The sequence below is a fragment of the Nitrososphaera sp. AFS genome, assembly GCF_009898475.1.
Lineage (GTDB): Archaea > Thermoproteota > Nitrososphaeria > Nitrososphaerales > Nitrososphaeraceae > Nitrosopolaris.
This window is the reverse complement of sequence record NZ_QURE01000002.1, coordinates 25,629-39,165: the sequence shown is the minus strand read 5'-3', so window position 1 is coordinate 39,165 and position 13,537 is coordinate 25,629. Positions and strand designations below refer to the sequence as shown.

Annotated in this window: 15 protein-coding genes and 2 tRNA genes; 7 read left to right on the top strand and 10 right to left on the bottom strand. The window is 41.1% G+C overall.

The window, feature by feature from the left end; all coding sequences use genetic code 11:
* Positions 1 to 59: 59 nt before the first annotated feature.
* Together DYY65_RS00390 and DYY65_RS00385 are read left to right on the top strand one after the other, a co-directional pair.
* Positions 60 to 1,181, top strand: coding sequence for a DUF354 domain-containing protein (locus DYY65_RS00390; protein ID WP_370519247.1), 1,122 nt, complete (start codon positions 60 to 62; stop codon positions 1,179 to 1,181).
* 40 nt (positions 1,182 to 1,221) lie between these two features.
* A tRNA-Gln gene (locus tag DYY65_RS00385) sits at positions 1,222 to 1,313 on the top strand.
* A gap of 190 nt (positions 1,314 to 1,503) precedes the next feature.
* On the opposite strand, the gene argH is transcribed toward DYY65_RS00385, so the two are convergent.
* Entirely contained in the window at positions 1,504 to 3,000 is a 1,497-nt protein-coding gene (gene argH, locus DYY65_RS00380; protein WP_201449231.1) for an argininosuccinate lyase, read from the bottom strand.
* Positions 3,001 to 3,162: 162 nt separating this feature from the next.
* On the opposite strand from argH, the gene DYY65_RS00375 reads away from it, so the two are divergent.
* Complete coding sequence (locus tag DYY65_RS00375; protein ID WP_162476018.1) at positions 3,163 to 3,483, top strand: metal-sulfur cluster assembly factor; 321 nt, start codon at positions 3,163 to 3,165, stop codon at positions 3,481 to 3,483.
* Between the two features lie 11 nt (positions 3,484 to 3,494).
* Here DYY65_RS00375 and DYY65_RS00370 read toward each other — a convergent pair whose 3' ends face one another.
* The 3 genes from DYY65_RS00370 to hisS form a co-directional block, all read right to left on the bottom strand.
* On the bottom strand, positions 3,495 to 4,313 hold the full coding sequence (locus tag DYY65_RS00370) for a succinate dehydrogenase/fumarate reductase iron-sulfur subunit (protein ID WP_236561561.1): 819 nt from the start codon (positions 4,311 to 4,313) through the stop codon (positions 3,495 to 3,497).
* 395 nt (positions 4,314 to 4,708) lie between these two features.
* The gene (locus tag DYY65_RS00365) at positions 4,709 to 5,182 is read right to left on the bottom strand and encodes a succinate dehydrogenase (RefSeq protein ID WP_162476017.1); all 474 of its coding nucleotides are present in this window, start codon (positions 5,180 to 5,182) and stop codon (positions 4,709 to 4,711) included.
* Positions 5,183 to 5,506: 324 nt separating this feature from the next.
* On the bottom strand, positions 5,507 to 6,817 hold the full coding sequence (gene hisS / locus DYY65_RS00360; protein WP_162476016.1) for a histidine--tRNA ligase: 1,311 nt from the start codon (positions 6,815 to 6,817) through the stop codon (positions 5,507 to 5,509).
* 56 nt (positions 6,818 to 6,873) lie between these two features.
* On the opposite strand from hisS, the gene DYY65_RS00355 reads away from it, so the two are divergent.
* Both DYY65_RS00355 and trxA read left to right on the top strand, forming a co-directional pair.
* Positions 6,874 to 7,305 carry an archease gene (locus tag DYY65_RS00355; protein WP_162476015.1) on the top strand — a complete coding sequence of 144 codons (432 nt, stop codon included), beginning with the start codon at positions 6,874 to 6,876 and terminating at the stop codon, positions 7,303 to 7,305.
* Between the two features lie 106 nt (positions 7,306 to 7,411).
* Complete coding sequence (gene trxA, locus DYY65_RS00350; RefSeq protein WP_162476041.1) at positions 7,412 to 7,720, top strand: thioredoxin; 309 nt, start codon at positions 7,412 to 7,414, stop codon at positions 7,718 to 7,720.
* Between the two features lie 33 nt (positions 7,721 to 7,753).
* On the opposite strand, the gene infB is transcribed toward trxA, so the two are convergent.
* Genes infB through glmM form a run of 6 tightly spaced genes read right to left on the bottom strand, consistent with a single transcriptional unit; the run spans position 7,754 to position 12,268 of the window.
* Positions 7,754 to 9,553 carry a translation initiation factor IF-2 gene (gene infB / locus DYY65_RS00345; protein WP_370519246.1) on the bottom strand — a complete coding sequence of 600 codons (1,800 nt, stop codon included), beginning with the start codon at positions 9,551 to 9,553 and terminating at the stop codon, positions 7,754 to 7,756.
* On the bottom strand, positions 9,554 to 9,967 hold the full coding sequence (gene ndk / locus DYY65_RS00340; RefSeq protein ID WP_201449229.1) for a nucleoside-diphosphate kinase: 414 nt from the start codon (positions 9,965 to 9,967) through the stop codon (positions 9,554 to 9,556).
* A gap of 4 nt (positions 9,968 to 9,971) precedes the next feature.
* Positions 9,972 to 10,184 (bottom strand): 50S ribosomal protein L24e, encoded by a 213-nt coding sequence (locus DYY65_RS00335; RefSeq protein WP_162476014.1) that lies wholly within the window; start codon positions 10,182 to 10,184, stop codon positions 9,972 to 9,974.
* 27 nt (positions 10,185 to 10,211) lie between these two features.
* Positions 10,212 to 10,427, bottom strand: a complete 216-nt coding sequence (locus DYY65_RS00330) for a 30S ribosomal protein S28e (RefSeq protein ID WP_162476013.1) — start codon at positions 10,425 to 10,427, stop codon at positions 10,212 to 10,214.
* Positions 10,428 to 10,434: 7 nt separating this feature from the next.
* Positions 10,435 to 10,815 carry a 50S ribosomal protein L7Ae gene (rpl7ae, locus tag DYY65_RS00325; protein WP_162476012.1) on the bottom strand — a complete coding sequence of 127 codons (381 nt, stop codon included), beginning with the start codon at positions 10,813 to 10,815 and terminating at the stop codon, positions 10,435 to 10,437.
* A gap of 58 nt (positions 10,816 to 10,873) precedes the next feature.
* Positions 10,874 to 12,268 carry a phosphoglucosamine mutase gene (gene glmM, locus DYY65_RS00320; protein ID WP_162476011.1) on the bottom strand — a complete coding sequence of 465 codons (1,395 nt, stop codon included), beginning with the start codon at positions 12,266 to 12,268 and terminating at the stop codon, positions 10,874 to 10,876.
* Positions 12,269 to 12,593: 325 nt separating this feature from the next.
* Between glmM and DYY65_RS00315 the strand changes: the two genes are divergently transcribed.
* Both DYY65_RS00315 and DYY65_RS00310 read left to right on the top strand, forming a co-directional pair.
* Entirely contained in the window at positions 12,594 to 13,010 is a 417-nt protein-coding gene (locus DYY65_RS00315; RefSeq protein ID WP_162476010.1) for a response regulator, read from the top strand.
* A 177-nt stretch (positions 13,011 to 13,187) separates the two neighbouring features.
* A tRNA-Leu gene (locus DYY65_RS00310) sits at positions 13,188 to 13,322 on the top strand.
* The last annotated feature ends 215 nt before the right edge of the window (positions 13,323 to 13,537 follow it).

The following is a 13,537-nucleotide window of genomic DNA, read 5'->3' as shown; positions in this document are numbered from 1 at the left end:
CTAATCCCCCTACTAAGACTACCACAGGAATTTTTTCACCCTCCAGGCCTATCTAAAGTGTGGTTAAAGAAAGGTTTTTCCATCCCCTTTTTACTAAACCTTGCCATATCTTGAGAATTTGGTTCGATATTCTGACACCTAAACAAGTAATGTTCTTTGGATCCGCAGCAACTCTTTTACATGATTACGGCCACGAGTTGCTCTATACTTCTAGGCATTACAGGGAGGCAGAAGGTCTAGCAAAAGTAAAAAGTCTTAAGCTTGAAATAGTTGGTAGGCACGGCGGCGCGAGTCGCTATCAAAAATTGCGAGAAAGTGCCAAGCGAATTTTTGAGCTAGCTGATCTGATAAATAAATTTGAGCCTGATTTGGCGATCACTTTTTGCTCACCTGAAGCATCACGTGTGGCGTTCGGCCTAGGAGTAAGGCATATTGCATTTAATGACTCACCCCATGCTAGCGCTGTCTCAAGGATTTCTTTACCTCTAGTTGATCATCTATTTAGTCCATGGGTCATTCCAGTCCATGAATGGCTACCCTTCGGGATTTCAAAAGCTAAAATTACTCATTACAAGGCTTTGGACCCCGCGGCTTGGCTCAAGCAGGAAAATTGGCAGTCGAAGCTACAACCGAATATCCAAGCGGCGCGAACTGACGTCTGTAGAGAGAAAAAAATTCTGATTAGGCCAGAAGAGACAAACGCCTCCTATATCGCGGACAAGAACTTCAAAAATCGCATTTCTATGATTGATTCCGTTGTAGATCGTTTTCATAAAACAAATCAGATAGTAATATTGGGAAGATACGACGAACAGGTTCGACAATTTGCGAAGCGCTATGTAGGTAAGGCAGAAATCCTAGACGAGGTCATAGACGGTATTACGCTATTATCTTCGTCTGATGTTTTTATTGGCGCAGGAGGAACCATGACTACTGAGGCGTCTCTCCTTGGAATTCCGACGATATCAATTTCACCTTTCAGATTCCATGTGGAAAGGTACCTTGTAAATTCAGGATTAGCTATGAGAGCTACAGATCAATATAATTTGGTCAGGTTAACTAATAAGATGCTCACAGATGAGGATTTCATTGTACGTCATATGAAACTGGCGAAAAGGATTCTTAACAGAATGGAACATCCGCTACATAAAATGATTTCATACCTACGTTTGAACGCGTAACATTCTAAAGATGGGATCATCTATTCAAAATACGCCCGGAAGCCCGGTAGTAGATTGAATTCTGCCGAATGTAGTGGCCAAGCATAGAGGCCTTTGGAGCCTTTGACCCCAGTTCGAATCTGGGCCGGGCTATACCTATTAATTCTCTAATGGTAGGTACAACTAACAGTTTTATTTTTATTCAAATGCTCCTTTGGGTGCTCTCTGGTAGGTAACACAGCTGAAATTGCTTCACCCATCTTACCGGACCGGAATTGCTCGGCAGAGACTTTCGAATTGTCCTTAGACAATATAATGATGAGTTACACTTGTTCCATAAGCTTTACCTTATACCACTCACATCATTTCCAGAATATTTCTTTACACGTAGCGAGAGCATCTGAAACGCTTCACTGACGGAATTTTTTCTGGCTGAAATTTGTTCTTTATACTTAAACACTCTAGCGCGGAGGAGTTTGACTCTAGTCTGTACTTGCTGCGGATTCGGCGAACCTGCTGATTGTCTAGATGAAATAGACAGGTTAGGAGTCATGCCCTTAATGTCGTTTGACACATCTTCTGCATTTACTGTACAACCAGTTTTCTCTAACACCTTTCGTACGTCCTCTTTAGAAAGCATTCTGAGTGGTTGCTTATTCTTTAGGACAGCCCTTTGCACCAGGAGACCCATAATCTTGTGCGCGGTCCTGAATGCAATTCCGTATTTAACAGACAATAATTCCGCTATGTCAAAGGAAAGAGCATAGCTGTTATTCGAAGCTTCCAACATTCTTCCCTTGTTAACAGTGATAGTCTTGACGATATACGTAAGAACTTTCAGGGACTGATTCGTAGTTGAAGCGATATGCCAAATAGTGGGTTTGAGCTCTTGTAAATCTCGACTATACCCTGACGGGATGGATTTGATGATACTTGTCATTGCGAACAGATCACCTAAAACCTGTCCAGCTTTGCCCCTCAAGAGCTCAAGAGGGTCTGGATTTTTCTTTTGAGGCATTGAGCTTGAGGAAGAGCTATATTCATCGGAGATTTCGATAAAGGCAAATTCATCACTAGACCAGATAATGAAATCTTCTGTCATCCTACTTAGGGTTAGCATAATCATGGCCAGATTGCTTGCATACTCAATGACAACATCACGGGAACTTGTAGCATCAATGGAATTTTCGATCACACTGCTAAACCCAAGGAGTTTAGCAGTTTTTACCCTATCAAGCATGATCCTTGATCCACCTACGGCACCGGCCCCCAGCGGGGATCGATTTATTCGGCCGTAACAAGTATAAAGCCTCTCCATATCTCTGAGCAGAGAATCAACGTACGATACTATGAAGTGTGAATATGAGCCAATTTGGGCCTGCCTCAAATGGGTATAAAGAGGCATAACGGTGTTTACATTTTCATCCGCTTTCTCCAGCAGTGATTGCAGTAAGATGATTAGAGAATCGCAAATTACATTAATATCATCACGAACTTTCATGAGTATGTCCAGTATAACTTGATCATTTCTTGAACGTCCGATCTGCATTTTCCCGCCAATTTCCATACCTATTTGCTTTATCACTGTGGATTCAATGGCCTCATGAATATCCTCTGCATTTTGTGTATCCAAAATGTTAGGATGGTGTTTTAATCGATCTAATGTGGTCAGAATTGCTTTTGTTTCATTGTAGGCCATCAATCCAATATCGTTTAACATCAAAACATGCGCTTGGCTACCTAGCAAATCGTATATGAATACTTCCTGATCATCTCCTATTGAAGACAAAAAGTCCAGCATATCTTTGTGCAATGAGCCCTTAGGCCTTGAACGATACATAAACTGCAATTACAGACGGAGAATATTCATATTATAACGGTTTGTGTCAAGGTTTTGTAATATCGACAGTCAATTAATGAGTAAAGCATTATTCAGCTTTTCAAATAGGTATAGTGGTTTAATATAATAGTTATATATGGATAATTACGAAATTCAACAGGGATGAGTCAAGATATTCAAGAGACCCGGAGACAGATATTTGACGAACTCACCAAAGTGGTTGATCCAGAAATAGGGGTTTCCATAATGGAATTGGAGCTCGTTGACAAGGTGGATATTCAAATGGGTAGGGTAAACATAGATTTGCATCTCACTAGTCCATTTTGTCCAGCCGTTTTTGGCTTCAAGATAGCTCAGGATGTTCGTGACAATATCTATATGCTACAAGGTATAGAAGACGTTAAGGTTAATGTTAGTAATCACTTCATGGCAGATGCAATAAATAAACAAGTAAACGACAGCAAACCTCCCATGAAGCAGTGATCTTGTAGTCATTAGTCAGTCTGCGGATTACGCGTGTGCTGCTTTAACTCGGCAATTTTCTTGTGGCGCTTAGTAATGCTCATAATATTGCCTCTAAGTAGCTGAATGCCTAAGGCTGGATCTACGCCTTTTGGACAAACCTTGCTGCATGAGCCTGAAAAATGGCATCTCCATAGGCCGTGCCTACTATCTATAGAAGTCAGACCGTATCGCGATCCTGCATCTCTAGTGTCTGCTGAGTATCGATATGCCTGTGCTAAAGCTTGAGGCCCCGGAAATTTAGTATCAGTTGCCACGGTAGGACAGGCTGAATAACACAGACCACATTTGATACAATACGAGAACTGTAGAAATTTATCTGCGTCTGTGGGGTTCTGCAAGAATTCTGATAACTGGGGGTTATCACGTAAATCGATTTCAGGATTTATTATATATGGCTTCATATTTCTATGGTGGTTTAAGAACTGAGAAAAATCAGTTACGAGGTCCCTGAGGACCGGGAAGTTTGACATTGGTTCGCAGCTGATCTCGCTAGAGTCAAGTTCCAATACATTCGTATAACAGGCAAGCCTCGGCTTGCCATTAATCTTCATCCCGCAAGACCCGCAAGAGGCCATACGGCACGAGTATCTAATTCCGATACTACTGTCTTTATATGCTTTGATGTAGAGTAATGCGTCAAGCACAGTAGTCCAGCGTTGAATAGGGATATCAAAGGAGTCAAACCTACCTTTATTGCCCTCTTCAGTTGACCTGTATATTCTCATCGTCACGCTATTCATCCCGGGACCACTCTTAGACTTGGCCCGTTTTCCATTTGTGCCTAACATGTGTATCCTCCTTATCATATCAACCAAGTAATCTTACTCCAAAAAATTGTAGGACGATTTCATAAGTGCTGATCTGGCTATTAGATTGGACCAAGATAGTACATGCAAGAGTGCATATGTTAAAAATCTGGCAATTCCGCAGCGTGGACCAAACAATTCTGAACCTTTGCAGTAAAACATCGGATGAGAGGGTGAAAAAATCATTTTCTGGCACAACCGAGAAATGACCAGTACTTACATATGAGCTTCGAGTTGAATCAAGAAAGATCTTTTTCGAGGACACTATTCTTTCTTTAGCATTCGAGGCCTTCAGAAATGTGTCTAAGTTTGGATATCGGAAATATATTCGGACCATTACTCCAGCTGTGGACATTTTTTCATACCCTTGCAGAAATTTAGCCTCCAGTGAAAAGCACATTAAAGCCATAAGCCATTGCTACTACTGCCAAGATCAACGCGATCCATATTCCGGACTTTTGCCGGTAATTTAAGGATAAAGCGTCATAAGGGTACTCTGGCCTTCCTGGCTTTCCCACTCCTTTCCCAGTTTCTGTAAAAATCAGCCTAATACCATTTATGGAATGGTATGTACTTGTGCCTATGACTAGGATGAGAAACAGATGCCCCCATGTAGTTTCTGTGAATTTGAGCATCGCATTCCATGATCCAATGCCGCCAGTAAGCGAGCTGGTTTCATATACATGCCCAACAAAATAAACCAACAAAAACAAACCTGTTAATCTCTGTAGCCAATACGATATCCGCTCCCAACCGTAGCCCGTTGGATCAAGCCAGCCTTTCAGGCCCTCACGGTTGTTTCTACTCTCATTCGAAGCACTGTATAGCCCTTTGCGACGTGCACCAATCATCAGTGTTTGGCCTCCATTAAAGAATATTTAAGCGTATTAATTGACTGCCACTCCTATCCAAATCGATTCCCGTCGTGACCCATTGTTTTGTCTTATTTTATTCATATCATAACTTTGGATATTCAGGTCATAGAAGCTATTCTGGCTTTTGAACGCCAAACATAATGTCATCACTTCACTACCGAATTGCCCTACCACCATTAACTATAGCACATTTATAAAATTAGTGTTTTGAAATGCGGAACCTAAGTATCTTAAATTATTGCCCATTCGCTGCAAACTAATGCACTAGTAATGATCGGCTAAGAATAACCTCGATTCGGTTTAGCCTATATGTTTTGGTGCCACTAATTGCTTATTGAGCAGCTCACCAAGGTTATCAATCCGGAATTTCTTTTCTGAGTGATCTCTCACGTCTTTGATGGTCACAAGACCAGTTTCCGCAAATTCTTCCGTTATCATAATTATAAGGATTGATTCCTTTGAATATGCATCCTGTACCTGTCTTCGCATAGGCCTGCCTTGCATGTCATAATCTACACTGATCCCGAATTTTCGCAAGTCTGAAATTAATTCAATAGCATATCTCTTAACATTTGGCGATGAATATGCTACATAGATTAATGGAGATTTATGAGATTGCAGGACACCCTTTTTTTTCAAAGCCAGCAATATCCGCTCAATACCTCCTGCTGCTCCGGCGGCCCCAAGATCGTCTCTCCCAAAGGCATTCATTAGTAGGTCATACCGTCCCCCTCCTACAATCGCCCCAACCTCTGCTCCAGGATCAAACGCCTCAAATACTATCCCAGAATAATAATCTAGTCCACGCACTATCCCTAAATTAATTCTCGTGTCCTTCACTTTTCTTAATCTTAGAGAATCCATTAACTCTTCAAGATTGCGCCAGCATAATTTAGAGGCTTTTTCCAATCTCCCTTTAACCTCCTCTAGTGACCCTTTAGTCCTTGTATCAGATATTAATTGGCGTAGTGCTTCGGGGTCAAGCCGTTCAGAATATTCATCAATCACATCTTCAGAGCTTTTCTTGGAGATCTTGTCCAAGGCTCTAAGCATTTCGCGGATTTTCGGTTTATCAAAAATGCCTAACACTTTCTGGATATACTCCTCTATAAGCCTTAAGTCATTTATCTCAATCACAGCATTCAGGCCGAGCTTGTCAAGAAACCTTGAAACAAATTCTATGACTTCTGCGTCTGATTCAACACTAAAAGAACCGTAAAGCTCAATATCCCATTGATGGAAATATCGGTAACGTGCGGCTTGGGGCTCGTCATATCTCCACACTCCTGCGAAGGAAGCTACTTTCATTGGCATTTTCAGATCTCGTCTAAGACTAATGAACCGCGTCATTCCTACAGTAAGATCAAATCTTAAAGCGATTTTTCTGTCGCCTTTGTCAATAAAGCTGTAAATGTCATTGGATATACTAGGCCCCGCTTTGGCCTCAAGTGTGGCCAACATTTCGATAGGAGAGGGCTCTATAGCAACAAAGTTGAATAGCTTTGCTGTCTCGTCGAACTTGTCTTTTATGAATTTAATGCCGACAAGCTCGTTTGGTTCAATGTCTCTCATTCCCCGCGGGAGCTCTAGCTTCATATTTATGAACGTCATGTGTTCGCATTTAGATTTTCCGATCAATTATTATAATTAAGAGAAAATGAGATCGCATGGTAGATTCAGGATTTCGTTATTTAGATCATGTTACCGACTTGGTGATAGAAGCAACCGGAAGTACTATTGAAAATGCCTTTGAAAACTCTGCCCGTGGCCTTGTCCATGCAATGTTCGACATCCATAGATTTTCGCCCGCCCTGAAGCTCTTGATTGAAGCCACGGGGCATGATATGGAAAATCTCTTGTATAATTGGCTCGAAAAGGTTTTGCTACTAGTGCTAGTAGAGAAAATTGTTGTTTCAAATTTTAAAGTTAAGATAATCGAAAACCAAGGAATATACTCAATTAAAGGGGAAGCAATGGGCGAAAAAATAGACTTGGATAAGCACAGCTATAAAATAGAGATTAAAGGGGTAACGTACCACGAAATGGAAATCAATCGACATTCTGGTGGCGTGACTGTTAAATTTATGTTGGACCTCTGAAGAATATTCAATGACGACATATGACAAAGTCTTAAATAGCAATTCGCTGCTTTAGTTGTCCTGAAAAAAAAATCCTGGTGTACACGCAAGCTCAAATCAAACCTTGATGGAGCTCTCTGAGAAGAACTTTTTTGGAATCGTCAATGGGAGCAAGCCAGTGTTGGTTGATTTTTGGGCTACCTGGTGTGGTCCGTGTCAATTTATGCTACCAATATTCGACAAGCTAGCCAAGAAATATGCAGACAAGGTCACCTTTGCACGCTTAAATGTAGATGACAGTCAAACTGTTGCCATGAAATTCGATGTTTACGCTATTCCTACCTTCATAATGTTCATGAATGGCAAGCCTATAGACAGAGCTGTAGGTGCGGTAGGAGAAAAGGGTCTAGAAGGACTATTACAAAAATACCAGTGACTGTCTATCTAAGACTGGAACGGGCAATAGATGCTAAATATAACCGTAAGCAGAATCCTCACTTCTTTTTAGCGTCAAAATTTTACCAAAGACCTCATCCTCTTCGGGAGTCAAGCGGGCTTTGAAGCGTTCAGCGAGCAGCTTTGCCTCTTTACTGTTTAAATCGGTGTAGAAGATGTCACCCTCATTAATCTGTCTACCGATCACCGGTCCCCTGATCGATACTGCTATCTGCATTCCTTTGGTTGCCTCATCTAGTGATTTACCATTTTCTTGCACTTGATGTATGACTCCTATTTTTTGGCCAACTTCATTCATAATTTTGACCTTCTGTCTCAATCTGCCTACTAATACTTCTGCTCCAAAAACGGCCGGATTGTTTCGCCGAAAAATGAACCCCTTTAAAAATTGAAATTTACAGACCGGCTGGATCTCGTTAAATAAAATAGAATCTTCGTGTTCTTTTTGATACTTGACCCAATCGGTATATCCTCTCACGAGATTGTAGATTATCCGATCCATTATGATCTTGACATTTCTCTCCTGCGATTCCTTGAGTGCATCTTCTAGTATCTTTGTATTGAATCCAAGAACTACTCCAACATACCTGTCCTTTTCCCTCACAGTGGAAGCTGCAATTACATCTCTCCTTGTGATTGGACCAATATCAGCACTTTGAATCGGTATATTTTCGTGTTTAAGAAGATCTGTAAGAGCTTCGACAGACCCTATAGTATCACATTTCAGAATGACACCGATAGAATTAGTGTCGATAAACGCGCTCTTAATCTCTGTCTCCACAATTGATTTGATCCTATCTTCATTATCTCCACTTTTCAATACATATACTGGGCTTCCGGCAAGAACACCATCTAGATCGTGAGCCGTTATCTTTACCCCGGCTGCAGCTATTACCTCACTTACTGGCTTGAATTTATCTCTTGGATCTCTCATCTCATCTAAAGGCCTTGGTATGAGCAAGGACTTGATTCTAGTAACTATCGCAGAATCCCTCTTCGCCAAAACTATGCTATCGCCCTGCTTCAACTCACCGTCTAGTATTATGATATTGGCCGTTGGTCCTAGACCCACCTCTTCGTTGATTTCAAGGATGATTCCCTTCGTGGAGGAAGAATGCCTTTCTAATCTGGTAGCCATAAATTGCTGAGCTAGACCAACTAAAACTGCAAGTAACTCAGGTATACCAACACCTGTTGCAGCACTTACAGGCACTATTGCAAGCTCTTTTGCAAAGTTCTTAACTCGCCAGAATGCTTCAGAGTTGTAACCTAATCTCGAAAGCGCTCCGACTACGTCATAAATTTTTTCGTCCAGCAATTCAGATACAAAGGCGTCCTGGACTTTAATTTCATCTGAAATTAGCGACACCTTATTACCTGTTTGACTACCTTTTTTCCATCCTGATATTGCGTCCACTTTATTAAGAGCTATTAAGAAAGGTACCTTTCTATTAGTAAGTATACCTATGCTTTCTATTGTTTGAGGCTCGAACCCTTTGTTAGCATCAACGACCACGATAGCAAGATCTGCTGCTGATCCTCCACGCATTCTTAGGTTAGCGAAAACTTCGTGGCCTGGAGTATCGATCATCAACAAACCTGGTATCTGCGTCTCAGACTTTTCGAGCCGTTCATATAATCTGCCAGTTATTTCCCTTATAGTTTCTATAGGAAAGATGCTTGCACCAATATGTTGGGTAATGCCACCTACCTCTCGAGCCTGAACAGCAGTTCCTCTTATCCTATCAAGCAGAGAGGTCTTGCCTGAGTCTACATGACCTAAAACCACTACAACTGGTTGCCTGAGCTTCACTTAAATAATACGATCAAAAATGACCCTTGACTCTTTTATGAAGCTTTCATAGGAATCCGAAGAGTGGATAACATTATCGGTTATACCAAGTCCGAGGTCACCTCTAATTGTTCCTGGAGCACTCTCAAAGGATCTAGTTGCACCTATCATTAACCTTATAGTAGTAATGGCGTTTGGTCCATTCAAAATACAGGCTACTACCATGCCAGAGGTAATGAAGGTCACCAGATCATCAAAAAAGGTCTTATCTTTGTGTGGAGCATAAAACTCCTTAGCCTTCTGCGACGTAAAATAAAAAGACTTGATATTATTTATATCAAATCCTTTCTGCTCAAATCGAGAAAGTATCATACCACATAGATGTCGTTTCACCCCATCAGGCTTGATAACAATTAGAGTTTGTTCTGTCATCATAGTTTCATTTTTTGACTCTGACGCCGCCTTTCACGTACTTTTCTGTCCATTTGAATCTCCTTGGGTCGCGTCTTAGCTTACGAAGATTCTTTTTACATTTATTGGAACATGTCCATTGAATAGAGCCATCATTCTTGACAAGCATCGTTCCATGTCCTGTGGGTACGTGTTTACCACAGAAGAAGCAATCACGAATTGAGGCAGTGCTCTTGCTCATATTGCATACTCACACCGATCACAATGATCACTTTATCTTTCGAGCTTCCCTCTCAGTCTCTCTTAACATCAAGATATCGTTCATCCTAATAGAACCCTTGACATTTCTAGTCAATATTCGTCCTTTATCTTTTCCTTCCAACACTCTAACCCTCACCTGAATAACCTCACCGGCTATGCCCGTTCTACCTACGATTTGAATTACTTCAGCAGGAATGACTTTTTCTTCAGATGTTTTGCTCATCTAACGACTAGCCCTTTTTTGTTTTAATGGACTCAATAGAACTCACTACCTGCTCTAGAATATGTTGTCCATCTCCTGCATCCAATATCGTGGCGGCCGCAGATCCTACTTCTATACCCAGAGACGCGCCAAGTTGCTGCTTGCTTGGCACAAATATGTATGCAGCATTTCTTTCCTCACAGAGAATCGGCAAGTGGGCAACAACTTCTGGGGGTTCAACATCCTCTGCTATTACAACCAACCTGCTGCTACCACGTTCAATTGCCTTCGTAGTCTCATTGGTCCCCTTTCTGACTTTACCACTTTGCTTTGCAGTTCGTACCGCTTCATAAACCGCATTAACTAGGTCTTTTGGTGTTTCAAATTTCACATAATAAGGCTTACTCATGTCCTAAATATCACCCATCGGGATCATCTTAGTCCTCTCTATGAGGATTAGAGGAGTATTAAAAATGTTGTCTATTTTCGAAAGGCTGGCATTTTTTGATAGTGGATTCGATCAATCTTCGATATTCTCTCACTTTCGAATCCAAGAGCATCTTATCACTAGACTCTGCGTACATCCTAACCAATGGTTCCGTACCGCTCGGTCTTACCATGATCCAGGTTTCACTATCGATCCATATCTTTGCACCATCAAGTGTTTGAAGTTCGCGGAAGCTGCCATGTTCCATGCATACTCGCACAACCTTTAAAGCAGTAGATTTATCACACTTGAACTTGGCCTTGTACTGGAATACTTTTGGCAGTGAGGCAAGTAAACCGGAGAGTGTTTGGTTCTCGGAGGCCAGCATATCAAGGACCAGGGCAGTTGTCATTACGCCATCTCTGACTTCATTTAGTTTACCATACATGAAACCACCGTTTTCTTCCAATCCAACGATTGTTTTGGTTTTGATCATCTCCCTTGAAACTTCAACACTTCCGATCTTGGTGTGAATAACCTTTGACCCGGCCTCGTCGACAACCTTTGACACAGCCATAGTGGTATTTATAGGACATACTACATTGGCTCCCCTGTGCTTAGTTCTCAATAAATAACCAACGATACTGGCAGCTGTTTTATCACCAGGATGTATCACTCCTTTTTCATCGCAAAAAATACTGCGATCTCCATCGCCATCATATGCGACTCCAATATCTGCTTTTGTACCCTTCACAATGCAGGAAAGAGTGTTGAGATTATCTAGCAAAGGTTCAGATCCCCTAGCTGGGAAGGTGCCATCTATTGTGCTATTCGCGGTGACAACCCTGCACCCTAATCTTTTGGCTAGTACCGGCGCGACAGTCGTCTGTACGCCGTTGCCTGGGTCTATGGCGATAACAAAGCGTCGTTTTTGAATCTTCTCAATATCTATGAGCTCGATGACTTTATCAATGTACGAACTTATTATACGATCATCGTGGAACTCGCTACAGGTACCGTCTATTTTCGAAAATTGCTTTGAGAAATAGATTGACTCGACTGTAGATTCGTCCTCTCTCGAAATTTCTACGCCGTCAGCAGCTGATGGTTTGATCCCATTAAACTCACCGGGGTTGTGAGAAGCAGTTATCATGATCCCTCCGTTGTACCCGAGTCGTTTCGCGGCAAACTGTAGGCAAGGAGTTGGAATAAGACCCGCATTCGCAACTTCCAGGCCCGCTGAATTCAACGATGAAATGACAACTTGTGAAACTATTTGACTAGAATTTCTACCGTCACGTCCCACGACAATAGGTCCAGTCCTATAAAAAGTGGCAAGAGAGTATGAAAGATCAATAACAAGGTCAAGAGTAAGATCCCTTCCGAAAACTCCACGTACACCATTTGTGCCAAATAACTTTGTCCCAGAAATCATAGATTCGAACAGAATATCTGAGCGGATAATTTATTATTATTGTAAATATTTTTCTAGCTTATTTCATTAGCTTCCCTTGCCGAGAAACCAGACTCTTATTTTTTGTAACGTCGGGCACTATTGACTGAAAATATGATACACTCTGAATTAGTAACAAGGTTACCTTTCCATTTGAACAAAGGGAGATTCAGCAAGCATTGGTTTTTTCAATGACTGAGAGCAAGAATAACCCAACTGATAACTGCATTTTTCAGCAGGAAAAATGGAAATTTAACGATATCATAACCATGATAGTTATATATATGAGATTTTTTGAAAAATAAATATGCTCGACAATCAATCCGAGAGGAATCAGCCTCCGAGGATAATGGTTGTCGATGATGAAAGAGACATATTACGGATTATCAAAAGGGATCTAGAAACCGGAGATCACGGAATTACTTTCAGTGTGGATGCATTTTTTGACAGTGAGACAGCTTTGGACAATTTTTGCAGTCATCCGGCTGATTACTATAAACTAGTCCTCACAGACATAAGAATGCCAAAAATGAATGGTTTTGAGTTGTATAGACGAATAAAACAGAAGAATCCATCTATGAAAATTGCATTTATAACTGCATTCGAAATTACCAAAGAAGAATTTAACAAGGTCTTGCCGTCTATTGATGTAAAACACTTCATCAAGAAACCGGTGACAATATCCAACTTAATACCAAAGCTAAGGTCGATTATTGACAATTAATTCTGTAAAGTGCGAAGTTCTCAATATGTTGTCATGGACCAGCGATTCCTAATTTATTTACATGACCGATTCTAAGAGTAAACACGTTTGAATCATGATAGGTTATTAGTATAGTATTACAGACAGACAGACAGACAGAATAATAGATAAATTGCTGGCTGTTTGTGGGGTTATTGTGCGGGGGTTGCCAAGCCTGGCCAACGGCGCAGGACTTAATACTTGAAGTGCGATGCTTAGAATGAGCAGGCTTCAAACCTTGTTCCTAGAACCCTGTTTCTTAGGAATTCGTGGGTTCAACTCCCACCCCCCGCATTTTCTTGAAGGCTCAATGCGACAGATATAATATTCCTACATGTTGATTTATGCATAGCATTCGATTTCAGCCTTACTCATTTTGTGAACAAGGTTGAAATCTGATTAATCATGAACGATACGATTGAAATATTCATTGTATTTTGCATCTCACAAAGGATCAGTCGACATACAAGAAGCCATTTCAGCCACAAACAGATTATAAATGACTAATT